Genomic DNA, 23,929 nt, shown 5'->3' with positions numbered 1-23,929 from the left:
CTCAGCTCCGGTTGGTGAGGAGGAGGGCGGACGTCGGCACACCCTCGCCCGCGGTGACCAGGCAGGTGGCGGCGCCGGGGACCTGGGCGGTACTCGTGCCGCGCAGCTGCTTGACGCCCTCGGTGATGAGGTTGAACCCGTGCACGTAGGCCTCGCTTAGCCCGCCGCCCCCGGTGTTGACGGGCAGCCGCCCGCCGATCTCCAGCGCCCCCTGCTCGGTGAAGGCCCCGCCTTCCCCTCTGCCGCAGAAGCCGTATCCCTCCAGGGAGAGTGGGATCAGCGCGCTGAAGGCGTCGTAGATCTGGGCCACGTCGACGTCCTCGGGGGTGAAGTCGGCGTGCTTCCACAGGTGCCGGGCGGCGGTCCAGGCCGGCCCGGTGAGCGGGTCGTCGTTCCAGTAGTTGACCATGCCGTGGTGCTGGGCGGGGAGGCCCTGGGCGGCGGAGTGGACGTAGACGGGTTTCCGGGCGCAGTCGCGGGCGCGCTCCCTGCTGACCACCACGCACGCCAACGCACCGTCCGTCTCCAGACAGTTGTCGAAGAGGCAGAGAGGCTCGCTGATCCACCGGGAGGTCATGTACATCTCGCGGGTCAGGGGGCGGTCGTACATGACGGCGGCGGGGTTCTGGTTGGCGCGGTTGCGGCAGGCGAGGGCGACGTTGAAGAGGTGGTCGCGGGTGGCGCCGTACTCGTGCATGTAGCGGCGGGTGAGCATGGCTATCTCGTCGGCGGGCCGGAGCAGGCCGAAGGGCCGGGTCCACTGGGCGGGGGTGGGGAGCTGGACGGTGGTGTTGGTCCAGGGGCGGGGGCCGCTGCCCCGCTTCCGTGACCGCCAGGCGACCCCGACCGTGGCCTGCCCGGAGGCGATCGCCGTGGCGAGGTGGGCGACGGTGGCGCAGGAGCCGCCGCCCCCGTAGCCGACCTTGCTGAAGAAGGTCAGGTCCCCGAAGCCGACCGCCTTGGCCAGCTCCACCTCGTCGGTCTCCTCCATGGTGAAGGAGGCGAGGGCGTCGACCTCGGCGGGGGCGATCCCGGCGTCGTCGAGGGCGGCGAGGACGGCACGGCAGGCGAGGGTCCGCTCGTCCTCGTCGAGCCGCTTGGCGAAGGGGGTCTGTCCGATCCCGACGATGGCGGTGGCGTCCCGGATCCCGGCCATGTGCACACCTCCGCGAGCTGCTGAAGGGCTGCTGACAGTCCGTCAGGCTACAGCTAATCTGACGTACCGTCAGCTATGCGTTCTGTGCTCTCGCCTGGGGAGGCCGTTGTGCGCGGTGACATGGAGTGGGGGACCGTGCCGGGGCTGGTGCGGTCGGCGGCCCGGCGGTACCCGGACACCGAGGCGGTGGTGGACGGCCGTACCCGCATCACCTACGCCGAGCTGGGCGCCCGGGTGGAACGGGCGGCGGCCGCCTGTATGGCCGCCGGCGTCGAGGTGGGTGACCGGGTGGCCCTCTGGGCGCCCAACTCCCTGGACTGGATCGTCGCGGCGCTGGGCGCGGTCTCGGCGGGCGGGGTGCTGGTCCCGCTGAACACCCGCTTCAAGGGCGCGGAGGCGGCGGACGTGCTGCGGCGGAGCGGGGCGCGCCTGCTGTTCGTGACGGGGACGTTCCTGGGCACGTCGTACGTGGCCTCGCTCAGGCGGGCGGCCGCGGAGGGGGACTCCCCGGGCCCGCTGCCGGGGCTGTCGCTGCTGCGGGACGTGGTGGTGCTGTCGGAGGACGCGCCGGTGGACTTCCGCACCTGGAAGGACTTCCTGGCGGCCGGGGAGGGCGTGGCGGCCGGTGAAGTCGCCGCCCGCGCGGCCGGGCTGACCGGCGACTCGCTCTCCGACATCGTCTTCACCTCCGGTACGACGGGCCGCCCCAAGGGCGCGGTGATCACGCACGCGCAGACCCTGCGGGCCTACGAGGTGTGGGCCGACCTGGCGGGCCTGCGCACGGACGACCGCTACCTGATCGTGAACCCCTTCTTCCACACGTTCGGCTACAAGGCCGGGGTGATCGCCTGCCTGATGCGGGGCGCGACGATGATCCCGCAGCCGGTGTTCGACGTGGAGACGGTGCTGGCGAACGTCGCGGCGGAACGGGTCTCGGTACTGCCCGGTCCCCCGACCCTCCACCAGTCGCTCCTCGACCACCCGGCGCGCGACACCCATGACCTCTCGGCGCTGCGGCTGGTGGTGACGGGAGCGGCGGTCGTACCCCTGCTCCTCGTCGAGCGCCTGCGCGGCGAACTGGGCGTCGAGACGGTGCTGACGGCGTACGGCCTCTCGGAGGCGAGCGGCATCGTGACGATGTGCCGCCGCGGGGACCCCCCTTCGGTGATCGCCTCGACGTCGGGGCGGGCGATCCCCGGCACGGAGGTACGGGTGGACGCGGCGCCGGGCGAACCGGGCGAGGTACTGGTCCGCGGCTTCAACGTCATGCGCGGCTACTACGAGGACGCGACCGCGACCGCCGAGACCCTGACGGCGGACGGCTGGCTGCGCACGGGCGACGTCGGCGTCCTGGACGCGGCCGGCAACCTCCGCATCACCGACCGCCTGAAGGACATGTTCATCGTCGGCGGCTTCAACGCCTACCCGGCGGAGATAGAGCAACTGCTGGGCCTGCACCCGGATGTGGCGGACGTGGCGGTGATCGGCGTACCGGACGGGCGGCTGGGCGAGGTCGGCCGGGCGTTCGTGGTGCGCCGCCGGGGCTCGGTGCTGACCGGGGACGACCTGATCGCCTGGGCCCGCCGCGAGATGGCGAACTACAAGGTGCCGCGGGTGGTGGAGTTCGTGGCGGAGCTGCCGCGGAACGCGAGCGGGAAGGTGGTGAAGGGGGAGTTGCGGGCCTAGACAGGGCGGGTGCGGGTGCGGGTGCGGGCGGCGTCGGATTGCGGGCTGCCCTCCCCCAATAGCAGGATCTGTTGGGAGGATCTGTGCCGGCGGCGCGATGCGTGGCCCAGGAAAACGTGGGCAGCTGGAACCCGGCCATGGCACAGATCCCCCAATCGCTGGCTTACGGGTTTGCGACTACCGGGTGAGGGTGGTCAGGGTTGTGCGGATTTCGGTGATCATCCAAGTCGGGCGGTGGAAGACGTCCTCTGCTGTGAAGCGGAGCAGGCGTCGGACTTCGGGGCACTGGAGGATCTGGTTGAAGCGGGAGACGTCCCGGCGGTGGGCCTCTCGTGTGCCGTGGTAGGCGTAACCCTCGATCTCCACGGCCAGTCCCTCGGCCCGGAACAGGAAGTCGAGGTAACGGCGGGAGCCGCCACGGGGCTGCACCTCTGCCTGCGTCTCGGGGCGGAGGCCGGCGTCGTGCATGTGCAGGCGGGCGACCGTCTCGGCGGGGGAGCCGGAGCCGCGGTCGACGAGGTTCAGCCAGGTCCGGGCGCGTGCCGCCCCACGGAGCGGGGCCTCGAGGGCGATGGAGACGGCGGCCGGAGCGGTGAGCGGAGCCCGGCGTTCCGCGCCGACCCGGCGGTAGCCGAGCGCGGATTCGACGGCGACGACGGCGTTGTCCCTGGGGCCGGCGCGGAGGAGGTCGGCGAGCGTACGCGGCACATCGGTGACCCGCAGCCCCGACCGCTCGACGACCTCGGCCTCGGTGAGCGGGGTGCGATGTACTCGTACGTGGGGGACGCTCTGCCGGAATGCGAGGTCCGGGTCGGTGAAGTCCAGGGATGTCCGGGAGCCCGAGTCGAGCGTCTCGATCCGCCAGAGGCAGGCTGCCGAGCGATGGCTGACGACGAGCTGCGGGCTGACGAGCTGGGTCGCCCTCAGCCGCACGAACTGATCGACCAGAGCCCCCGGTTCGGCCCAGGCCCCGGCCCGGACGCGGCTCCATCCCTCCGCCTCGAGCCGTCGGAAGAGGGACCGACGCGGCCAACCGGCCGCCAGCGCGCGCGAGGTGAGCAGCACGCCGCCTTCGACGAGCGGCCCCAGTTCCTCGCGTTCCACGGGCCCAGCGTCCCAGAGACGTCGACCCGTCCCGCGAACCTGTGGACAACCCGGCGACCGACCGGGGCCATGACGCAGATCGAGGGACCGCCCGGCCCGCGCGGGCATACACAAGGTGCCGGGTGACGGGGCCGTTGAGGAACCGGCCCCGTCAGACGATGAGTGCGTCGTTCCCCTATGGCCTTACACCGAGACGGCGGTGGCGTGGTTCTCGGCGGGGGTGACGATCGTGGCGTGGTTCTCAGCGGGGGTGACAGTGGCGTGGTTCTCGGCCAGCGCCGGGCTCGCAGCGGCGGCGGTTGCGCCGAGCACGAGGGCGACGGTGGCGACGATCTTCTTGGTACGGGTCACTTCGACTCCTGTAGGGAGGGGAGATCCGAACACAGGTGACGTTAGTTCAGGGCGCGGCCTGTTCGATCGGTTCGAACGGTTCACGCCACGCATTGACCTAAACCTCTCCTTGAACACGCGTTGGCCGCGGCGGCTTCCCCCTCGGTGCCGCCGCGGCCGATATGTCCCCCGCGATCCCCCGTGCTGGCCGCTCGTCGCGGCCGATCCCCCGTCGGGTGGGGTCAGGCAGATTCGCCGGAGGCGTGGTTGTCCAGAAGGACGGCCGTGGCCGGCTCGCTCGACGCGTGGTTGTCCAGGGTGGTGATCTTCTCGTCGTCCTCGGACGGCTGCACGGTCACCGTTGCGGCCGCCTTCGAGGCGTCGAGGAGGTCTTCCTCGATGATGGAGGCGTGGTTGTCGAGCGGCTTGATTACGTCGGTGGTCTTCTCGTCCTGCGGCATGATCATCAACTCCGGCAAGTCGTGCTGAAAGCTGGAAGTAGCCCGTCCGACGACTCCCCCGGGGGCCGTCGGACGGGCGTGTGGGCCGTTCACCCTAAACGGTGTGGCCCCTCCGCGATCCGCCTGCCCCCCGACGCGACGGATCGATGGATGTAAGAGTGCCGACCCGCGATAAACGAACGATGAACGGTGCCGGCCGCCCCTAGCGGAGCAGGGCCTAAGCGGCCGAGGCCGGGGCCAGCAGGGCGCGTACCCCGGTCGCCTCGGCTGAGCCCAGCTGTTCGTAGATGGAGAGGGCCTCGCGCCAGCAGGCGTTCGCGCGGTCGGGCTGACCGAGCCTGGCCAGCGCCTTGCCGAGGACCGTGAGCACCGTCCCGCGACGCCACTCGCCGCCGATGCCGCGCAGTGCGATCGCCTGCTCCGCGTGCTGTGCCGAGAGGGCGAAGCGGTCCGCCGCGAGGTGCACTTCGGCGATGCGGAAGTGCGTGACGCCTTCCCACAGGGGCTGTCGGTTGTCGTGGAACAGAGCCAGCGAGTCGGTGAGCTGGTCGAGTGCCTCCGCCAGGCGCCCGGCCTGGGTGAGCGCGATGCCCAGCGCGTACCGGCCGTTGGCGAGCCGCAGGGTCAGGCCCATACGGTCGTAGATGTCGATGCCCTGCTGGGCGAGTTCGATCGCGCTCGCGGTCCGTCCCATGGCGAGCCGGATCCGGGAGAGGTTGCACAGGGCGCTCGCCTCGCCGACGTGGTTGCCGTCGGCCCGGAAGTTGTCGATGGCCTGCTGCAGGTAGGTCTCGCCGTCGGCGTGCCGGTTCTGGTAGATGGCGATGATGCCGCGGTCGTTGGGGGCCCAGCAGTTGGGCAGCGGGTCGTGGGCGTCGTCGGCCAGCTTCATGGCGAGGCGCGCCTCGGCGTCGGCGTCGTCGAAGCGACCCGCGACCAGATGCACGTTGGTCAGAGTGGTACGGGCGCGTCCTTCGACGCGGGTGTCGCCCGCGGCGTGTGCCGCGTCCCGTACGGTCGTCGCGGCGACCTCGTACTCACGGGCGTTGGCCCCCGACTCGGCGAGGTCCTTGGCGGCCCAGAGGAGGTCGACGGCTCGGCGCAGTCCCTGGGAGACGGCGGACTGCCGGACGCACGCCATGACGCAGTTGGCCTCGTTGTAGAGCCAGTCCTGGGCCGCGCGTGGCGACGTGAAGACGAGGCCGGGGTAAGTGGTCGGCTCCAGATGGTTCACCAGCCGGTCCCCCGGCCGCTCGATCGCGTACACCCCCGCCGCCGTCGCAAGGTAGAAGTCCAGCAGGCGGGACATGGCCGCCTCGCGTTCGCTGGGGGGATGTTCGTCGCGTTCCGCGCACGCACGCGCGTAGAGCCGTACAAGGTCGTGGAAGCGGTAGCGGCCGGGGGCCGCCGACTCGAGGAGGGACGTGTCGACGAGGGTCTCGAGGAGATCCTCGGCCTTGTCCTGCGGGAGGTTCAGGACGGCTGCCGCGGCCGCCAGCGACATGTCCGGGCCGTCCGCCAGGCCCAGCAGGCGGAACGCGCGGGCCTGCGCCGGTTCCAGCTGGCCGTAGCCGAGTTCGAAGGTCGCCTTCACCGCCAGGTCGCCGGCCTGGAGTTCGTCGAGGCGGCGGCGTTCGTCGGCGAGCTTCGCCGCGAGGACGGAGACCGTCCAGGTGCGGCGGGCCGCGAGGCGGGACGCGGCGATGCGGATGGCGAGGGGGAGGAAACCGCAGGCCGCCACCACGTCGAGGGCCGCCTCGCGCTCGGCGGCGACCCGCTCCGCACCGACGATCTTCGTGAAGAGCTGCAGCGCCTCGTCGGGGGACATCACGTCCAGGTCCACCAGGTGCGCCCCGGCCAGGTCCACCATCCGTACCCGGGCGGTGACCAGGGCCGCGCAGCCTTCCATGCCGGGAAGCAGGGGGCGTACCTGGGCCGCGTCCTTCGCGTTGTCGAGGAGGACGAGGACACGGCGGCCGTCCAGGACCGAGCGGTACAGCGCCGAACGCTCCTCCAGGGAGTCGGGGATGGCGGAGTCCGGGGTGCCCAGGGCGCGCAGGAAGGAACCCAGTACCGTCTCCGGCTCCGCGGCGCGGGGGCCGGCCCCCTGCAGGTCGACGTAGAGCTGGCCGTCCGGGAAGGCGGACCGGGCCTGGTGGGCGACGTGCACGGCGAGGGTCGTCTTGCCGACGCCCCCGATGCCCGCCAGCGCCGATACGGCCATCACCCGGCCCTCGGCCGACGCCAGCACCTCGCTCAGCTCCGTGACGAAGGCGGTGCGTCCGGTGAAGTCGGGCACGGTGGCGGGGAGTTGGGCGGGGCGGACCTGGACGGCGCTGGGTTCCGCCGCCGGGGTCGAGGGCTCCGCGAGGGCCGGGTCGGCCTGGAGGATGCGCTGCTGGAGTTCGCGCAGGCCGGGGCGCGGGTCGACGCCCAGCTCCTCTGCCAGCAGACGGCGGGTGTCCGCGTACACCGCGAGGGCCTCCGCCTGCCGGCCGCTGCGGTACAGGGCGAGCATGAGGAGTTCGCGGAAGCGCTCGCGGAGGGGATGGGCCGCGGTGAGGGCCGTCAACTCGGAGACCGCCTCCGCGTGGCAGCCCTGTTCCAGGTCCATGTCTAGCCGGGTTTCGAGGAGTTGCAGTCGCAGTTCCTCCAGGCGGACCCGCTGAGTCTCCGCGTACGGCCCCGGCACTCCGGCCAGCGGCTCGCCGTCCCACTGGCCGAGCGCCCGCCCGAGCACCTCCCGTGCCTGGTGCAGGTCCCCGGCGCTCTTCGCCTTCTCCGCCTCCGCCGCCAGGTCCTGGGCGACCGCCAGGTCCAGGGCGCCCTCGCCGAGTCCGCGCATCGCGTACCCGCCGGACTCGCTGACCAGGACCCCCGGGTCCAGGACCTTGCGTAGCCGGGACGCGTACGTGCGCACCGCCGCCAGTGCCTGCGACGGCGGCTCGGGACCCCACAGGGCGTCGATCAGCTCGGCCGCGGTCGCCGTCCGGCCCTCGCGCAGCAACAGGGCGGCGAGCAGGGCGCGTTGCTGCGGGGAGCCGGTGTTGAGGGGTTCCTCGGCACGCCAGGCGCGCACCGGACCGAGCACACTGAAGCGCAACGCCGCCGCCTCCGTCGAGGAGGGGGCGCGCCGCTGCTCCGGTACCCGTGGTCCACCGTCCATGCCCGTCCCCCTAGACATCCCGCTTCACCCCGTCAGTCTGCCTTGTCCGGGCGGGCCGCGTCAGTCGGGGGAGACACCGATCACAGGGCGACACACGGTGGTCCACACAGTCTTCACACGGCCGCGACCCCCGCCAGCAGGGCGGACGTCTGGCGGAACGATTCCGCGGGCAGATCGACGTCCTCCGCACCGGAGTCGGTGAATCCCGCCGGGGAAGTGGGCCGCCATCGCCGTATCGCCTGACGAGCCGTCTTCCGCGTAGCTGACGGTTCGTCAGATCGGCGCTACCGTGAGCGCCATGGACACCCCAAATGGCACCTTTCCGCTGATCATCTCCGTCGACGACCACACCGTGGAGCCGCCGGACGTCTGGCAGTCCCGCCTCCCGAAGAAGTACCTGGACACCGGGCCGCGCATAGTCCGGGCCCCGCTGAAGGAAATGAGCTTTCTCGGCGGCCGGTTCAAGCCCGTCATGGGCAGGCCGGGTGAGGACGGCCCCATCGGCGACTGGTGGATCTACGAGGACCTGCACCGCCCCCTCACCCGCCTCGACACCGCCGTCGGCTACTCCCGGGACGAGATCAAGCTCGAAGTGATCACCTACGAGCAGATGCGGGCCGGGTCGTACGACGTCCCGCAGCGGCTCGCCGACATGGACGTCAACCACGTCCAGTCCGCGCTCTGCTTCCCGACCTTCCCGCGCTTCTGCGGGCAGACCTTCACCGAGGCCAAGGACCGCGAGCTGGCCCTGCTCTGCGTCCAGGCCTACAACGACTGGATGGTGGAGGAGTGGTGCGGACCGCTGGCCCAGGGGCGTCAGATACCCCTCGCCCTCATCCCGCTGTGGGACGCCGGACTGGCCGCCGCCGAGGTCCGCCGGAACGCGGCCCGGGGTGTCCGCGCCGTCGCCTTCTCCGAGATCCCCCCGCACCTCGGGCTGCCCTCCGTCCACACCGACGACTGGGACCCCTTCCTCGCCGCCTGCGACGAGACCGGCACGGTCGTCGCCATGCACATCGGCTCCAGCAGCCGGATGCCCTCCACCTCCGCCGACGCCCCGCCGGCCGTCGGCTCCACGATCACCTTCGCCAACTGCTGCTTCTCGATGGTCGACTGGCTGATGAGCGGCAAGTTCGAGCGCTTCCCGGACCTGAAGGTGATGTACGCGGAGGGCCAGATCGGCTGGATCCCCTACATCCTGGAGCGCGCCGACGTCGTGTGGGAGGAGAACCGCGCCTGGGGCGGCGTCGCCGACAAGGTCACCCGCCCGCCCTCCGAACTCTTCGCCGAGCACGTCTACGGCTGCTTCTTCGACGACGCCTTCGGCCTGCGGAACCTGGACGCCATCGGCGTCGGCAACGTCCTCTACGAGACCGACTACCCGCACTCCGACTCCACCTGGCCGAAGTCACGCGAGGTCGGCGAGGCCCAGATGGGTCACCTCGCCCCGGACGTGGTGGAGAGGATCGTGCGGGGGAACGCGATCGAACTGCTGGGGCTGACGGCCGACGGGCTGTGGGCGGGGCAGGCCGCGACCCGGTGAGGATCGTCCGGCCGCCCCGCCCACGGTGCACCGGCCCGGGGCCGCCCGGCGTCAGCCGAGGAACACCGACGAGATCTTGTTGTCGAACCCGATCGACGCCAGGTCGGCGATGTCGCCCTGGACCACCTTGGACTCGCCCTTGCAGTTCTTCTCCGACCAGATCTTCAGGCTGCCGGAGGCCCGGAGGGAGGAGGCGGAGTCGTCACGGGCGACGTTCTGGCAGCCGGAGCCGGCCAGGCCCTCGGAGGGGTCGCCGAAGTTGGTCTCGTCGGAGAGGACGACGCTGGTCGAGGCGGCCGTACCGGTCCCGGTGCCGCCGGTGCCGCCCTGCTCCTGGACCCCGGCCTTCTGCCCGTCCGGCGTCACGCCGAACCAGGTGCCGCCCACGCCCTGCCCGTTGGTGTCGCCGGGCTTGAGGTCCTTGCTGAAGCGGTAGACCGGCCAGCCGCCGACGGTCACCTGGAGGTTGCCGTCGGCCCGCTTGACCACGCCGACGTCGGACTTGTCCACCCCGTCGACGAAGATCTTGCCGCCCGGGGCGACGACGACGGGCGGCCAGGTGGTCGCGCAGGCGTCGTTGCAGTTGGACTTGGACGGGTTCGCGGTGTCCTTGTCGAAGCGGTAGAGGGTGAAGCCCGCGCCGTTGACGACGACCGGGTTCAGGTCGCCCGCCCGGGACGCGCTCAACTGCACCCACTTCTTGGCGGCCGGGGTCGCCGCCGGCTTGCCGGCGCCGGTGGCCCAGTCGCCGGTGTTGGCGGGTGCGTGGTTCTGCTTCGCGGTGCCGCTGTTGAAGTGCAGGCTCTGCAGTGCGGTGCCGACCCCGTCCTTGGCCGCCGAGGCGGCCTCGTCGGTGGCGTTGCAGGCGGTCAGCAGCAGGGACGCGGCGACGGCGGTGGCGGCCAGCGCGGCGATGCGGTTGCGGATCATGTCGGTCTCCCCGTGTCCGGTGCGACCCGGACCCCCCGAGTCGTCGCCAGCCAGTACGAGCCCCGGCCGGGCCGCCCTCACCCGGTGACAGGTCCGGGACATGACCACGACGGCCCCGGGTCAATCGGTCAGAGAGGTGGACATCCTTCACCGGACGATCATCGTCCCCGCCTCTTGTCTGACGGAGCGTCAGGCAAGACGATGTCTCCGACAGCTCTGATGTGACGGTCCATCAGATTCGGCATCAGATTCGCCATCAGATTCGGCATCAGATTCGGTCCATCAGGTCCAGGAGGACGTGTGTCCATCCAAGCCCTGCCGGACGGGCGCCCGGCGTACGGGATGCAACTCCCCGTCCAGTCCCAGTCCACCATCTACGCGGAGCCCTGGGAGGCCGCCGCCGGTCCGGCGGACCTGCTGGCGATCGCCCGCGCCGCCGAGCACGCCGGCTTCGCCTACCTCGCCGTCTGCGACCACGTGGCGATCCCGCACCGCCTCGCCGCCGCCATGAGCACGGTCTGGTACGACCCGGTCGCCACCCTGGCCCACCTGGCTGCCGTGACCGAGCGGGTACGCCTGCTCAGCCATGTCGCCGTCGTGGGACTCCGGCATCCCCTCCTGTCCGCCAAGCAGTACGCGACCCTCGACCACCTCTCCGGCGGCCGGCTGATCCTCGGGGTCGGGGCGGGGCATGTGCGGGAGGAGTTCGAGGTCCTGGGGGTGGACTTCGGGCAGCGGGGCGCGGTGCTCGACGAGGCGATCGACGCGCTGCGGCAGGCGCTCGGGCCGGATGAGTTCCCGTCCCACCACGGGAAGTTCTACGACTTCGAGGGGCTGGGGCAGCGGCCCCGGCCCGCGCAGCGACGGGTGCCGGTGTGGGTCGGCGGCTCGTCACCGGCCGCCGTACGACGGGCCGCGCTCAAGGGCGACGGCTGGCTGCCGCAGGGTGACCCGAGGGACCGGCTCCCGGCGCAGATCGCCCGGCTGCGGCGGCTGCGCGAGGAGGCCGGGGTGACGGAGCCGCTGCTGGTCGGCGCGATCACCGAACCGTTGTACGTCGGCACACCGGACTGGGAGGTGGGCCGCCGCACCCTCAGCGGCACCCCGGAGGCCCTCGCCGAGTCGCTGCGGGCCTACGGCGCGATGGGCGTGCACCAGATCCAGGTGCGGTTCCGCAGCCGGAGCCGGGCCGAACTCATCGACCAGATAGGCGTGTTCGGGGCGGACGTCGCGCCCCGGCTGAGCTGAGGAGCGGGTGGCATGGGCAAGCTGGACGGGCGGGTCGTCATCGTCACCGGGGCGGCGCGCGGACAGGGCGAGCAGGAGGCGCGGCTCTTCGTCGAGGAGGGCGCGAGCGTGGTCGTGGCGGATGTGCTGGACGACCTGGGCGAGGCGCTCGCCAAGGAGATCGGGGCACGCTACGTCCACCTGGACGTGGGCGTGGAGGAGGAGTGGCAGGCCGCCGTCGCCGCCACGAAGCAGGCGTACGGCCGGCTCGACGGGCTGGTGAACAACGCGGGCATCCTGCGGTTCAACGCGCTCGTGGACACCCCCCTCGACGAGTTCATGCAGGTCGTGCAGGTCAACCAGGTCGGTTGCTTCCTGGGCATGAAGACGGTGGCACCGGAGCTGGCCGACGGCGGGACCATCGTCAACACCGCGTCCTACACCGCGCTCACCGGCATGGCGGCCGTCGGCACCTACGCCGCGACCAAGCACGCGGTGCTCGGGCTCACCCGGGTCGCCTCGCTGGAGCTGGCCGGCCGGCGGATACGCGTCAACGCGATCTGCCCGGGCGCCATCGACACCGCGATGTCCAACCCGGCGCGGCTCGACCCCACCGCCGACCCGGAGGAGATGAGCCGGGCCCTGGACGAGCTGTACCGCAAGCTGGTGCCGCTGGGCCGGATCGGGCGGGCGGAGGAGGTGGCCAGGCTGGCGCTGTTCCTGACCTCGGACGACTCGTCGTACATCACCGGGCAGCCGTTCGTGATCGACGGGGGCTGGCTGGCCGGGGTCTCGGTAATCTGACGGTCCATCAGCTATTGACGGTGGCAGCGGCCGGTGCGACAGTCGGCCAACGAACAGTATCTGACGGAGCGTCAGGCAATATGGGACGGTGAACCGCCTTGGAATTCGGGCTCTTTGTACAGGGATACGTGGGCAAGCGCGCCGAGACCGACCCGCTGGCCGAGCACAAGGCACTGATGGAGGAGACCGAGTACGTCATCGAGGCGGACAAGTCCGGCTTCAAGTACGCCTGGGCCTCCGAGCACCACTTCCTGGACGAGTACTCGCACCTGTCGGCGAACGACGTCTTCCTCGGCTACCTCGCGCACGCGACCGAGCGCATCCACCTCGGCTCGGGCATCTTCAACCCCCTCGCCCAGGTCAACCACCCGGTGAAGGTCGCCGAGAAGGTCGCCATGCTCGACCACCTCACCGGCAACCGCTTCGAGTTCGGCAGCGGACGCGGCGCCGGCTCCCACGAGATCCTCGGGTTCCTGCCGGGCATCACCGACATGAACTACACCAAGGAGATCTGGGAGGAGACCATCGCCGAGTTCCCCAAGATGTGGCTCCAGGACGAGTACACCGGCTTCCAGGGCAAGCACTGGCAGCTGCCGCCGCGCAAGGTGCTGCCGAAGCCGTACGGCAAGTCCCACCCGGCGATGTGGTACGCGGCCGGGTCACCGCCGTCGTACGCCATGGCGGCGAAGAAGGGGCTGGGCGTGCTCGGCTTCAGCATCCAGAAGGTCTCCGACATGGAGTGGGTGCTCGAGCAGTACAAGACGGCGATCGTGAACGCGGAGCCGGTGGGCGACTTCGTCAACGACAACGTGATGGTGACGACGACGGCGATCTGCGCGCCGACCCACGACGAGGCGATCCGGATCGCGGCGTCCGGCGGCCTGCACTACCTCCCCTCGCTGGTGTTCCGGTACCACGACACGTTCCCGCGGCCCGAGGGCTTCCCGGTGTGGCCGGAGACGCTGCCGGAGTACACGCCGGAGTTCGTGGAGCTGCTCGTCGAGGAGGAGCTGCTGATCTGCGGAGACCCGGACGAGGTGCTGCGGCAGTGCAAGCGGTGGGAGCAGGCCGGGGCGGACCAGTTGAGCTTCGGGCTGCCGGTGGGGGTGCCGAAGGAGGAGACGCTGCAGACGATCCGGCTGATCGGGGAGCACGTGATTCCGAAGATCGACACGGATCCCGTTCACCGGACTTCGCGGTTCCGCGAGGCTGCCTGAGGTCGTACGGCGGCTGCGGGTGCGTGGGGGCTGGTCGCGCAGTTCCCCGCGCCCCTTCAGGTAGGACAACGCCCCGCAGTTTCAAAGGGAGCCCCCATGCTTGATCACCTCATCAAGGGCGCGACCGTCGTCGACGGGACGGGTGCACCCGCCTTCACCGCCGACGTCGGCATACGCGACGGCCGGATCGCCGTCATCGGTACCGTCACCGAGGAGTCCAGGACGTCCGAGGACGCCACCGGGCTCGTCCTCGCCCCCGGGTTCGTCGACCCCCACACCCACTACGACGCCCAGCTCTTCTGGGACCCGTACGCGACCCCCTCTCTCAACCACGGGGTGACGACGGTCGCCGCCGGGAACTGCGGGTTCACCCTCGCGCCGCTGAAGCCGGGGGACGCCGACTACACGCGCCGCATGATGTCCAAGGTCGAGGGGATGTCGCTGGTCGCGCTGGAGGAGGGGGCGCCCTGGAGCTGGCGTGGCTTCGGGGAGTATCTGGACGCGCTGGAGGGGCGGATCGCCGTCAACGCCGGGTTCATGGTCGGGCACTGTGCCCTGCGCCGGTACGTGATGGGGCCGGACGCGGTCGGCGGACAGCCCAGCGAGGAGCAACTCGCCGAGATCGTACGGCTGTTGCACGAGGCCATGGACGCGGGCGCCTGGGGTTTCTCCACCACCCAGTCCAGCACGCACTCGGACGGGGACGGACAGCCGGTCGCCTCCCGGCACGCCCGCCCGGCGGAACTGCTGGCCCTCTCGCGGGCCGTCGGGGAGCACGAGGGCACGCAGATCGAGGCGATCGTCGCCGGCTGCCTCGACCAGTTCAGCGACGCCGAGATCGAGTTGTTCGCCGAGATGAGCGCGGTGGCCGGGCGGCCCCTGAACTGGAACGTGCTCACCGTGGACGCGGCCGTGCCGGAGCGGGTGCCCCGCCAGCTCCAGGCGAGCGAGCGGGCCCGGAAGGCGGGCGGCCGGGTCGTGGCGCTGACCATGCCGATCCTCACGCCGATGAACATGTCCCTGGGCACCTTCTGCGCGCTGAACCTGATCCCCGGCTGGGGCCCGATCCTCGGGCTGCCGGTACCGGAGCGGATCGAGAGGTTGCGGGACGCCGAGGTGCGGACCGAGATGCTGCGGCGCGCCAACTCCAAGGAGGCGGGCGTCTTCCGGCGGCTGGCGAACTTCGGCCGGTACGTCATCGGCGACACCTACAGCGAGGCCAACGCCGGGCTGTCGGGCCGGGTGGTCAAGGACATCGCGGCGGAGCGCGGACAGGACCCCTTCCACTGCCTGGTCGAGATCTGCGCGGCCGACGGACTCCGTACGGTCCTGTGGCCCATGCCCACCGACAACGACCCCGCCTCCTGGGCCCTGCGCGCCGAGACCTGGCAGCACGAGGACGTGCTGCTGGGCGGGTCCGACGCGGGAGCGCATCTGGACCGGATGTGCGGGGCGCCGTACACGACCCGGTTCCTCGGCGACTGTCTGCGCGGCCGGAAGCTGCTCGGCCTGGAACAGGCGGTGAAGATGCTGACCGACGATCCCGCCCGGCTCTTCGGGCTCCGGGAGCGGGGCCGGATCGCGGAGGGCTGGCATGCGGACCTCGTGCTCTTCGACCCGGAACGGATCGCCGCCGGCCAGGCCACCCTGGTGCACGACCTGCCGGGAGACAGCCCCCGCCTGGACGCGAAGGCGATCGGGGTGCGGGCGGTCTGGGTGAACGGGGTCGAGGCCATCCGCGACGACGTCGTCAGCGGTGCCGTACCCGGGACGGTGCTGCGCTCCGGGCGGGACACCAGGACGGTGAGCACCCGGTGAGTGACACGGCTGACGGGCAACGGCTGTTCGTCGGGCAGCGGCTGTTCGTCGGGGGGCGCTGGGTGGACCCCGACGGCGGGCACTACGCCGTCGTCGACCCGGCGACCGAAGGGACCGTCGGCTGGGCCCCCGAGGCCTCCGAGGCGCAGGTCCTGGCCGCCTGCGCGGCCGCCCGGGAGGCCTTCGACGGCTGGTCGCGGACGCCGGCGGCGGAGCGGGCGGCGATGCTCGGCCGGGCCGCCGACATCATCCGGGGCCGGCTGAAGGAGTACGCCGACCTGGCCCGGGCGGAGACCGGCGCGACCACCGGGACCGCCCGGGCGATGCAGGTGGGGGTGGCCGCGGCCCGGTTCCGCCGCTACGCCACCGTCGAACCCGCCGAGTGGGCGATCCCGCCGCAGATCAACGAGGCCGGGCCGATGGGAAGGGCCGGGGTGATGGGCGCGCTGGCCGTGCGCCAGCCGGTGGGCGTGGTCAGCTGCATCACGTCGTACAACAACCCCTGGGCGAATCCGGCGGGCAAGGTCGCACCGGCGCTGGCCATGGGCAACACGGTGGTGGTGAAACCGGCCCCGCAGGACCCGCTCTCCGTCTACCGCATGGCGGAGGCACTGGAGGCGGCGGGCGCCCCGCCCGGCGTGGTGAACGTCGTCTCCGGACGGTCGACCGGCGTCGGCGAGACCGCCGTGGCCTCGCCCGACGTCGACATGGTGAGCTTCACCGGGTCCACGGCCGTCGGGCAGCGCATCGCCGAGGTGTGCGGGCGGGACATGAAACGGCAGCTGATGGAGCTGGGCGGGAAGGGCGCGGCGGTCGTCTTCGCGGACGCGGACGTCGGCTCGGCGGTGGCGGGCATCGGCACCACCTTCTCCTTCTACAGCGGGCAGATCTGCACGGCGCCCACGCGGGTACTGGTGCAGCGACCGTTGTACGACCGGCTCGTGGAGCAACTCGCCGCCTACGCGAGCAGGTTGAAGGTGGGCGACCCGGCGGAACCGGACACGGTGGTCGGACCGCTGATCACGGCCGAACACCGGGCGCGGGTGGAGTCGTACGTCGAACTCGCTGGGAAGGAGGGCGCGACGGTGGTGACGGGCGGCGAACGACCGCCCCTGGAACGGGGGTTCTATCTCGGGCCCGCGGTACTCGCCGACTGCCGTAACGACATGCGCGCCGCCCGCGAGGAGATCTTCGGCCCGGTCGTCTCCGTCATCCCCTTCGACGAGGAGGAGGAGGGCATCGCCCTCGCCAACGACTCCGACTACGGCCTCATCGACTACGTCTGGTCGGGAGACGTGGCCCGCGCCTTCCGGGTGGCACGGCGGCTTCGGGCGGGGGGCGTCGGGATCAACACCGTCGGGCGGAACATGGAGGCCCCCTTCGGCGGCTTCAAGAAGAGCGGGGTGGGCCGGGACGTCGGCTCGTACGCCCTGCACGCCTACAGCGAGGTGCAGGCGATCGTCTGGCCGGGGTGAGGGGACCGCGTCGGCGACGGCCGCTACTCCTGCCGTGTGGTCCGCGCGGCGGGGTGTGCCGGGAGGCGGTCGGCGTGCCGTAGAAAGGCGGGGCGGGTTGCCGACTGCGGGAGGACGTCTTGCCGAGTACTGATCCGATCCTGGTCACCGGTGCCGCCGGTGGCGTCGGGGGAGTGGGCGGGAGGGTCCTCACGCAGCTGCGCCGACACGGGGTGCCGGTCCGGGCCCTCGTCCACCACGACGACGACCGTGCCACCGCGCTGCGGGCCGTCGACGGCGTCGAGGTGGTGGTCGGTGACCTCACGCGTGGGGCGGACGTGGTGGCGGCCCTGGAGGGGTGCCGCAGGGCCTACTTCGGGATGAGCCCGTCGCCCGACTACCTGGAGGCCACGGCGACCGTGGCGGCGGCGGCCCTTGCGGGCGGGCACCTCGAACTGCTGGTGCACATGTCACAGATGACCGTCTCCCAGATGAGCCTCACCAGCAGCGCGGAGTCGCACCAGCAGCGGCTGCACTGGCTCTGCGAACACGTCCTCAACTGGTCCGGGCTGCCGGTCGTCCACGTCCGGCCGACGGTGTTCATGGAGAACCCGCTCTTCGGCATGCTCGCCGTGGCCTCCATCCGGCGTGACGGCACCATCCGCCTCCCCTTCGGCACCGCACGCACCTCGCCGGTGGCCGCCCGCGACGTGGCCGCGGTGGTCGCCCGGTTGCTGCTCGACCCGTCACCACCGGTCGGCCGGGTCTACGAACTGACCGGCGCCGCCTCCCGGGACATGGCCGCGATCGCCGCCGAGTTCTCCGCCTTGCTGGGCCGCACCGTGACGTACGTCGACGTGCCGTACGACGAGTGGATCGAGCACGACCTCAAGCCGCTGGGCCTGACCCCGCATCTCTTCGACCACATCGCCACGATGGCCCGGCTGCACGGGGAGAACCGCTACGACCGGGCGACCGGCGACGTCACGGAACTCCTGGGCCGCCCGCCGTCGGGCTTCGACAGCCTGCTCGAAGCCACGCCGGGACCGGAGGCAGGGCAGGGGTAGCCGCCGGGACGGCAGCAGAGCGGGCCCGGCGGCCCGCCCCCGCGTCGCTCAGCCGTCCAGATCCACCCGCACCGTCAGCAGGTTCGTCCCGAGCAGCCGCACGGCCGCGCTGTTGCCCCGGGCACGGTGCGCGGCCGGGCCCCGGCGTCGTCGGGCATGAGGTGTCAACGAGGGCTGTTCGCTTGCCCTTTGGGGTCCGGGAGGCGTCCCGCGCGGGCAGGGATGGGGCAATCGGCTCCGGAAGCGGTGGCGGATCCGTAGGGTTCGAACATGACAAGGGGGACGGCCGGTTTCCGGTTCGTCGATGTCCGGCCGCTCCCTTCCTCTGACACGCACGAAATCCCTGGAGACCACTCCATGAAGCACGCCAAGAGAATCGCCCTGACCACCACGGCCGTCGCCGCCGCGGCCGCCGCCACCCTGCTCGGCACGACGGTCGTCCAGGCCGCGTCCGCGAAGCCCGCCGCCCTCCCGGCGGTGCACGCCCCCGCCGCGCTGGCGGTGCCCGACGGCAACAAGCTGACCGGCGTCTACTCCGCGCACGGCGTACAGACCTACACCTGCACCGACGGCGCCTGGAAGCTCCTGGAGCCCGCCGCCACCCTCTCCGACAAGAGGGACCGCGCCCACCGCCCGGTCGCCCTGCACTCCCGTGGCCCGGTCTGGGTCTCCACGGTCGACGGCAGCGCGGTCAACGCCTCGGCGCTCGTCACCTCCCCCAAGGAGGGCACCATCCCCGAGCTGCTCCTGAAGGCCACGGCCACCCGCGGCGCCGGGACGTTCGAGGGCGTCACCTACGTCCAGCGCCTGAACACGGAGGGCGGCGTCGCCCCGGCCGCCGCCTGCACCGGCACCGACCAGGTCTCGGTGCCGTACTCCGCGACGTACGCGTTCTACAAGGCCGCCGAGTGACCCTCAGTCGGTGAGGTCGACCCGGATCGTCAGCAACTGAGTCCCCAGCATCTTCACGGCAGCGCTGTTGCCCTTGGGCAGGGTGCGCAGGCGGGCGACCGGGTCGTCATCGGGCAGCAGGTGGGCGGTGCCGTGGTGCCACCGCCCACCGATCCGCACCCGCACCCGCGGATCGGCCTGGATGTTCCGCACGTACTGGGACTTCGTCCCGAACTCCGACACCAGCCAGAAGCCGTCCCCGACCCGCTTCCCGCCCAGCGGCGTCCGCCGAGGCTGCCCGGAGACCCGTCCGGTGGTCTCCAGCAGCGTCTGGAAGGGCATGAGGCGGGTCAGCGGGTTGGCGACGTTCCGCTGGAACGCGGTGGTGATCCGGAATCTGCGATCCGACATGGTTCCACGGTCTCCTGTTCTGCTGTCCTTCGGTACCGACGGTCGTCTTCAATGTCTCTCACGCCTTCTGGACGAGAGACGGTGCCCCCGTGCGGATCGTGACCTGGAATCTGTGGTGGCGCTTCTGGCCCTGGGCCGAACGGCAGAAGGCGATCCTCGCCGTGCTGCGCGAGCTGCGGCCGGACGTGGTCGGCCTGCAGGAGGTGTGGGCGGCCGACGGCGAGAACCTCGCCGGATGGCTCGCCGGTGAACTCGGCCTGCACTGGGCCTGGGCCGCCTTCCCGGCCTCCGAGCGCTGGCAGCGGCGGGTCGGGGAGCCGGGCACCGAGATCGGCAACGCGGTGCTGAGCCGGTGGCCGGTGGCCGACAGCGAGGTGCTGCGACTGCCGGCGCCACAGAGTCCCCCCGGGCCTCGGCCCCAGCGTCCGCGTCGACTACATCCACGTCGGCGCCCCGGCCGGCCCCGGCGGCATCGGCACGGTACTGGCCGTACGGCGGGCCGGGGACGGTCCGGTCGACGGGGTGTGGCCGTCGGACCACGCGGCGGTCGTCGCGGATCTGGCGGACGGCGGCCGTGCGGGCTCACTGTCCGGCGTTTGACTTCAGGCAGCGCGCAGCGCGTCCGGGGTTCAACGCAGCGGGGAATGCGAGCGAGTATCGCCGGCAGGGGCCAGGGCGGTGCCCTCGCCCTGCCTGTCGAGGACGGCCAGCTCTCCCTCGGTCAGTCGCAGGGTGCCGGCGGCGATGTTCTCCGCGAGGTGTGCCGGGTTCGTGGTGCCGGGAATGGCCAGCACGTGTGGTCCGCGGTGGAGGGTCCATGCGAGCCGTACCTGGGCCGGCGTGGCGTCATGGGCGCGGGCGACGGAGTGGACGCGTGCGTCGCGCTCCTGGTCCGCGGCTGCCTCGCGCCGCAGGCCGGAGACCGCGAAGAACGGGACGAATGCGATGCCCTGCTCCCCGCACAGGTCCACCAGCCCGCTCTCGTCGGCGCGGCGCCAGTCCAGGCCGTAGGAGTTCTGCACGCACACCACGGGCGCGATCGTCCGGGCCTCGACCACGTGCTTGGGCAGGACACCGGAGAGCCCGAGGTGCCGGATCAGACCGGCCTCGCGCAGCTCGGCGAGGGCGCCGAAGTGCTCGGCGACCGAGGCCGTGCGGGGGCCGTCGACGCGCAGGTTCACCACGTCCAGGTGGTCCCGGCCGAGCTGGCGCAGGTTCTCCTCGACCTGGCCGCGCAGCTGGTCGGGGCGGGCCCGGTAGAGCCACTCCCCGGAGGGATCGCGCGCCGGGCCCACTTTGGTCACCACGACCACGTCGCCGCGCCAGGACGAGAGGGCGCGGTTGACGAGCTCGTTGGCGGACCGCAGCGGCGAGAAGTAGAAGGCCGCCGTGTCGACGTGGTTGACCCCCTGCTCGAACGCGCTGTGCAGCAGGCCGACGGCGACATCGCGGTCGATCGGCGCGCCGTCGGAGTTCCCCATCATCCCGTTGCCCGTCAGCCGCATCGCGCCGTAGCCGATGCGGTTGACCTCCAGATCCCCGAGCATCCAGGTCCCTGCTGCTCCCGCTGCTGCACTCACCGTGCTCCTTCGCCTGTCGGTTCGTCAGGTCCTGGAGTATGGGCCGGTCGCGGCCTGCCGCGACAGGCCAAATGGCGGGGCGGAACGTCACACTTCTATCGGGAACTAACCTTGGGTACACGGCCGTTGGGCTTGGAGAGAGAGGACGTCGGGCAGGGGGGAAACCCAGGCCTCGTGCGGCTGCTTCTTCCGCGGCTCGGGCCACTTGCCGTCCAGGGCCCGCAACGACGTGCCCATCCGGCGGTCTCGGCGGATCGCCGCGTACGACTCGGCCTTCGACTGCGCGTCACCCACGAGGCCCCCACCGGCAGAAGGTCACGCCAGGGCTCAGCCGCTGATCAGGTGGGGCTGTCGGCGGGGACGTCACCGGGCCCGCGTAATCCGGCGGACGTGGAAGACCCTTCGCGAGTCCGCCGTCTACGGCTCCGACGCCCACAACGTCATCGACGCCGCCCGCCGCCCGCCATGCGCTGAACCCGCGCTGACGTGTGTGCGGCCCGGGCCTGATCGACAGTCGGCGGGCTTCCTCACCGCCCCAGGAAGATCGGGTTCGTCAGTGCCGCCAGGGCGCCGGGTACCGGGCCCGCCGCCGTCTCGTGGCGCAACTCCGCCCGCACATACGCCGCGTACTGCGGGGTCGTCTGCCACTCGACCACGCCCGAGCCGGCCACCGGGAGCGGGTCGCTGGTCAGCAGGACGCCCTCGTCGGTGACGAAGCGGACCGTGCAGCGCGGCACGCCGGAGGCCTCCAGGCGGACGGTCACCGGGGTGTCGGAGGCGACGGCGAGGCGCTCGCCGATGCCGGCCCGCTCGCCGCGCCCGCCCGTCGCCGTGAAGTTCAGCGTCACGTTCTTCGACTCGGCGATGTACGAGCGGCCCGCGCGCAGGCCCGCCTGGATGGCCTCGCGGGTGAGGTCGTCGGCGAGGACGACGGTCTGGGGCATGCCGACGGCGTCCGGGTCCCGGTGCGCGTCGCTGTTGCCCATCCCCGGCAGCCACTCCCGGTTGTCGCGCACGGAGGCGACCAGCGTGGCGTCCCAGGCGGACAGGGCCACCTCGTCGTCGGGGGTGTACGGCCCGTTCCACACCTCGACCGCGTCCGCCTCCCCGAAACCGAACTTCCAGGCACAGCCCACGCACGTGGCGTGCGGATGCGCCGGTACGACCAGTCCGCCGGCCTTGTGGATCTGGTGGGCGAAGCGGCCGAAGCGGTTGTCGCGAGCCCGGTAGCGCCAGTCGACGAAGGTGCCCGGGTCGGTGCCGAGGGCGACCACATGGCCGTTGCGGGTGGTGATCTCCTCGCCGAGCATGATCAGCAGGTCGTCGCCGGCCTGGTCCGCCCAGTGCGTGTGCGAGGAGTGCGTGTTGTGGTCCGAGGAGTTGATGAAGTCCAGGCCGGCGGCGCGGGCGAGGGCCGCGATCTCGGCCGGGGTGCGGCGGCCGTCGGAGTACCAGGAGTGGAGGTGGCAGTCGCCGCGGTACCAGTCCCGGCCGCGGCCCTTGGCGCGGGAGGGCGGGTACACCGGGCGGACGGGGGTGCCGGGTTCGCCGTAGGTGAGCGTGATCGTCAGCTCGTACGTCAGGCCCTGCGGTGCCACCGTGTAGGGGCCGAGGGCGATGTGCCAGGTACCGGCGTGGACCGGGCCGGGGATGTAGCCGGGGGTCGCGTCGTCGGCGCGGACGAAGAACTCCGTGCGCGCGCCGCCCGACCAGCCCCGGAAGCCCTTGCCGCCCAGCTCGGTGCCGTGCTGGTCGAAGATGCCGATGTCGAGCGCGTTGCCCGTGGTGCCGACCGGGACGCTCGGCCGGTCGTAGGTGTAGGAGACCTTGATCTCCCGGACGCCGGCGGGGACCTCGACCGGTACGTACACGAAGTCAGGGCAGCCGGGCGGCAGCGTGCCGCGTACCGTCTTCGTCTCCTGAGTCCCCGGAGTCCCCTGGCCCTGACCGTCCGCCGCTGCGAAGCTCACGCTTCCCAACGTAAGGGCTGCCGCCGCGCCCGTCACGAACAGGGCGCGTCTGCCGATGCCGTGCGTGTCCTCACACATGCCGGTGACTCTCCTCTCCCGACGTGAACTCCCATGGAAGGACAGGGAATCCACAGGCATCCGTATGTCATGTGCATAGCCCTGTGAAAGAGGGGGCGGGTGATGCCGACCAGTCGGTATGGACATATCGCGCCACCGCCGGTACAGATGGCCCATGCGTATAGCCGTCACGATCTTCCTCACCGACGAGACCATCACCCCCGTCCGGCTCGCCCGTGAGCTGGAGGCCCGCGGTTTCGCCGGGCTGTACCTGCCCGAGCACACGCACATCCCGGTCGAGCGGACCACTCCGTACCCGGCCGGCGGCGACCTGCCCCGCGAGTACGGCCGTACTCTCGACCCCTTCGTCGCCCTCGGCCAGGCCGCCGCCGTCACCGAACGCCTCGGCCTCGGCACCGGCATCACCCTGGTCACCCAGCACGACCCGATCGACCTCGCCAAGCAGATCGCCACCCTCGACCACCTCTCCGGCGGCCGCTTCACGCTCGGCGTCGGCTTCGGCTGGAACGTCGAGGAGGCCGCGGATCACCGTGTGGCCTGGCGGACGCGGAGGGAACTGTCCCGGGACCGGATGGCATTGATGCGGGCGCTGTGGGCGGACGAACCGACCGCCTACGAAGGAGAGTTCGGGAGCGTACGGGCGTCGTCCGCCTACCCCAAGCCCGTCCAGAAGCCGCGCGGGCCGGTCGCCGGTCCCCGCACGCTGATCGGCGGGGCGGCGGGGCCGAAGCTGTTCGCGCACATCGCGGAGTATGCCGACGGGTGGATGCCGATCGGGGGACGCGGGCTGTCGGAGTCGATGCCGGTCCTGCGGGGCGTGTGGGCCGACGCGGGGCGGGATGCGGCCGCGCTCCAGGTGGTGCCGTACGCGGTGCTGCCGGCGCCGGGGAAGCTGGCGCACTATGCCGAGTTGGGAATCGAGGAGGTCGTGCTCCAGCTGCCGCCGGCGGGGGAGGTGGAGGTGCTGGGGGTGCTGGACGCTTACGCGGAGTACCTGTGAGCGGGTTGTGCGGACTCGTCTGCCGGGCTGGGGGCG

The 23,929-nt window shown here is 71.7% G+C and carries 19 protein-coding genes and 1 pseudogene; 11 read left to right on the top strand and 9 right to left on the bottom strand.

The window, feature by feature from the left end; all coding sequences use genetic code 11:
* Window position 1: 1 nt before the first annotated feature.
* Window positions 2-1,156: a lipid-transfer protein gene (locus AB0D59_RS05425; RefSeq protein WP_362561081.1), complete on the bottom strand. Its 1,155-nt coding sequence runs from the start codon at window positions 1,154-1,156 to the stop codon at window positions 2-4.
* A 120-nt stretch (window positions 1,157-1,276) separates the two neighbouring features.
* Here AB0D59_RS05425 and AB0D59_RS05420 point away from each other — a divergent pair, with 120 nt between their 5' ends.
* Window positions 1,277-2,842 (top strand): FadD3 family acyl-CoA ligase, encoded by a 1,566-nt coding sequence (locus tag AB0D59_RS05420; RefSeq protein WP_362561695.1) that lies wholly within the window; start codon window positions 1,277-1,279, stop codon window positions 2,840-2,842.
* 177 nt (window positions 2,843-3,019) lie between these two features.
* Here AB0D59_RS05420 and AB0D59_RS05415 read toward each other — a convergent pair whose 3' ends face one another.
* The 4 genes from AB0D59_RS05415 to AB0D59_RS05400 form a co-directional block, all read right to left on the bottom strand.
* On the bottom strand, window positions 3,020-3,946 hold the full coding sequence (locus AB0D59_RS05415; RefSeq protein ID WP_362561079.1) for a hypothetical protein: 927 nt from the start codon (window positions 3,944-3,946) through the stop codon (window positions 3,020-3,022).
* 183 nt (window positions 3,947-4,129) lie between these two features.
* Window positions 4,130-4,297: a hypothetical protein gene (locus AB0D59_RS05410; protein WP_362561076.1), complete on the bottom strand. Its 168-nt coding sequence runs from the start codon at window positions 4,295-4,297 to the stop codon at window positions 4,130-4,132.
* A gap of 221 nt (window positions 4,298-4,518) precedes the next feature.
* Window positions 4,519-4,737, bottom strand: coding sequence for a hypothetical protein (locus tag AB0D59_RS05405; protein ID WP_362561074.1), 219 nt, complete (start codon window positions 4,735-4,737; stop codon window positions 4,519-4,521).
* A 217-nt stretch (window positions 4,738-4,954) separates the two neighbouring features.
* A complete protein-coding gene (locus tag AB0D59_RS05400; protein WP_362561071.1) occupies window positions 4,955-7,903 on the bottom strand; it encodes a BTAD domain-containing putative transcriptional regulator in 2,949 nt (982 codons plus the stop codon).
* A gap of 298 nt (window positions 7,904-8,201) precedes the next feature.
* Here AB0D59_RS05400 and AB0D59_RS05395 point away from each other — a divergent pair, with 298 nt between their 5' ends.
* Window positions 8,202-9,446 (top strand): amidohydrolase family protein, encoded by a 1,245-nt coding sequence (locus tag AB0D59_RS05395; RefSeq protein WP_362561069.1) that lies wholly within the window; start codon window positions 8,202-8,204, stop codon window positions 9,444-9,446.
* Window positions 9,447-9,497: 51 nt separating this feature from the next.
* Here the strand turns inward: AB0D59_RS05395 and AB0D59_RS05390 are convergent, their stop codons facing one another.
* Complete coding sequence (locus tag AB0D59_RS05390) at window positions 9,498-10,376, bottom strand: hypothetical protein (RefSeq protein WP_362561066.1); 879 nt, start codon at window positions 10,374-10,376, stop codon at window positions 9,498-9,500.
* Between the two features lie 342 nt (window positions 10,377-10,718).
* Here AB0D59_RS05390 and AB0D59_RS05385 point away from each other — a divergent pair, with 342 nt between their 5' ends.
* From AB0D59_RS05385 to AB0D59_RS05355, 7 genes are all read left to right on the top strand, one after another.
* On the top strand, window positions 10,719-11,624 hold the full coding sequence (locus AB0D59_RS05385) for an LLM class F420-dependent oxidoreductase (RefSeq protein ID WP_362561692.1): 906 nt from the start codon (window positions 10,719-10,721) through the stop codon (window positions 11,622-11,624).
* Between the two features lie 12 nt (window positions 11,625-11,636).
* Entirely contained in the window at window positions 11,637-12,407 is a 771-nt protein-coding gene (locus AB0D59_RS05380; RefSeq protein ID WP_362561064.1) for an SDR family oxidoreductase, read from the top strand.
* Between the two features lie 98 nt (window positions 12,408-12,505).
* Entirely contained in the window at window positions 12,506-13,624 is a 1,119-nt protein-coding gene (locus tag AB0D59_RS05375; protein ID WP_362561061.1) for an LLM class flavin-dependent oxidoreductase, read from the top strand.
* A 96-nt stretch (window positions 13,625-13,720) separates the two neighbouring features.
* On the top strand, window positions 13,721-15,442 hold the full coding sequence (locus tag AB0D59_RS05370; RefSeq protein WP_362561058.1) for a D-aminoacylase: 1,722 nt from the start codon (window positions 13,721-13,723) through the stop codon (window positions 15,440-15,442).
* Window positions 15,439-16,917 (top strand): aldehyde dehydrogenase family protein, encoded by a 1,479-nt coding sequence (locus AB0D59_RS05365; protein WP_362561055.1) that lies wholly within the window; start codon window positions 15,439-15,441, stop codon window positions 16,915-16,917. Before AB0D59_RS05370 ends, AB0D59_RS05365 begins: the two co-directional genes overlap by 4 nt.
* 119 nt (window positions 16,918-17,036) lie before the next feature.
* Window positions 17,037-17,963, top strand: coding sequence for an NAD(P)H-binding protein (locus AB0D59_RS05360; RefSeq protein WP_362561052.1), 927 nt, complete (start codon window positions 17,037-17,039; stop codon window positions 17,961-17,963).
* A 357-nt stretch (window positions 17,964-18,320) separates the two neighbouring features.
* Window positions 18,321-18,875 (top strand): DUF3455 domain-containing protein, encoded by a 555-nt coding sequence (locus tag AB0D59_RS05355; RefSeq protein ID WP_362561050.1) that lies wholly within the window; start codon window positions 18,321-18,323, stop codon window positions 18,873-18,875.
* A gap of 3 nt (window positions 18,876-18,878) precedes the next feature.
* Here AB0D59_RS05355 and AB0D59_RS05350 read toward each other — a convergent pair whose 3' ends face one another.
* On the bottom strand, window positions 18,879-19,265 hold the full coding sequence (locus AB0D59_RS05350; RefSeq protein ID WP_362561048.1) for a nitroreductase/quinone reductase family protein: 387 nt from the start codon (window positions 19,263-19,265) through the stop codon (window positions 18,879-18,881).
* Between the two features lie 89 nt (window positions 19,266-19,354).
* On the opposite strand from AB0D59_RS05350, the pseudogene AB0D59_RS05345 reads away from it, so the two are divergent.
* Window positions 19,355-19,865, top strand: a pseudogene (locus AB0D59_RS05345) (endonuclease/exonuclease/phosphatase family protein).
* A 29-nt stretch (window positions 19,866-19,894) separates the two neighbouring features.
* Here AB0D59_RS05345 and AB0D59_RS05340 read toward each other — a convergent pair.
* Entirely contained in the window at window positions 19,895-20,845 is a 951-nt protein-coding gene (locus tag AB0D59_RS05340; RefSeq protein ID WP_362561045.1) for an oxidoreductase, read from the bottom strand.
* 527 nt (window positions 20,846-21,372) lie between these two features.
* Window positions 21,373-22,893, bottom strand: a complete 1,521-nt coding sequence (locus AB0D59_RS05335; RefSeq protein ID WP_362561043.1) for a CehA/McbA family metallohydrolase — start codon at window positions 22,891-22,893, stop codon at window positions 21,373-21,375.
* A 154-nt stretch (window positions 22,894-23,047) separates the two neighbouring features.
* Here AB0D59_RS05335 and AB0D59_RS05330 point away from each other — a divergent pair, with 154 nt between their 5' ends.
* Entirely contained in the window at window positions 23,048-23,893 is an 846-nt protein-coding gene (locus AB0D59_RS05330; protein WP_362561040.1) for an LLM class F420-dependent oxidoreductase, read from the top strand.
* The last annotated feature ends 36 nt before the right edge of the window (window positions 23,894-23,929 follow it).

The organism is Streptomyces sp. NPDC048417, assembly GCF_040651615.1.
GTDB lineage: Bacteria > Actinomycetota > Actinomycetes > Streptomycetales > Streptomycetaceae > Streptomyces.
Note: the sequence above shows the minus strand (reverse complement) of the source record. Positions and strands in the feature narration are given on the sequence as shown.

Excerpts from the sequence above, each read along its gene's own strand:
- AB0D59_RS05355 (WP_362561050.1), top strand. The coding sequence starts at position 18,321 with ATGAAGCACGCCAAGAGAATCGCCCTGACCACCACGGCCGTCGCCGCC.
- AB0D59_RS05425 (WP_362561081.1), bottom strand. The coding sequence starts at position 1,156 with ATGGCCGGGATCCGGGACGCCACCGCCATCGTCGGGATCGGACAGACC.
- AB0D59_RS05400 (WP_362561071.1), bottom strand. The coding sequence starts at position 7,903 with ATGGACGGTGGACCACGGGTACCGGAGCAGCGGCGCGCCCCCTCCTCG.
- AB0D59_RS05385 (WP_362561692.1), top strand. The coding sequence starts at position 10,719 with ATGCAACTCCCCGTCCAGTCCCAGTCCACCATCTACGCGGAGCCCTGG.
- AB0D59_RS05380 (WP_362561064.1), top strand. The coding sequence starts at position 11,637 with ATGGGCAAGCTGGACGGGCGGGTCGTCATCGTCACCGGGGCGGCGCGC.
- AB0D59_RS05335 (WP_362561043.1), bottom strand. The coding sequence starts at position 22,893 with ATGTGTGAGGACACGCACGGCATCGGCAGACGCGCCCTGTTCGTGACG.
- AB0D59_RS05370 (WP_362561058.1), top strand. The coding sequence starts at position 13,721 with ATGCTTGATCACCTCATCAAGGGCGCGACCGTCGTCGACGGGACGGGT.
- AB0D59_RS05350 (WP_362561048.1), bottom strand. The coding sequence starts at position 19,265 with ATGTCGGATCGCAGATTCCGGATCACCACCGCGTTCCAGCGGAACGTC.
- AB0D59_RS05330 (WP_362561040.1), top strand. The coding sequence starts at position 23,048 with ATGCGTATAGCCGTCACGATCTTCCTCACCGACGAGACCATCACCCCC.
- AB0D59_RS05420 (WP_362561695.1), top strand. The coding sequence starts at position 1,277 with ATGGAGTGGGGGACCGTGCCGGGGCTGGTGCGGTCGGCGGCCCGGCGG.
- AB0D59_RS05395 (WP_362561069.1), top strand. The coding sequence starts at position 8,202 with ATGGACACCCCAAATGGCACCTTTCCGCTGATCATCTCCGTCGACGAC.
- AB0D59_RS05405 (WP_362561074.1), bottom strand. The coding sequence starts at position 4,737 with ATGCCGCAGGACGAGAAGACCACCGACGTAATCAAGCCGCTCGACAAC.
- AB0D59_RS05390 (WP_362561066.1), bottom strand. The coding sequence starts at position 10,376 with ATGATCCGCAACCGCATCGCCGCGCTGGCCGCCACCGCCGTCGCCGCG.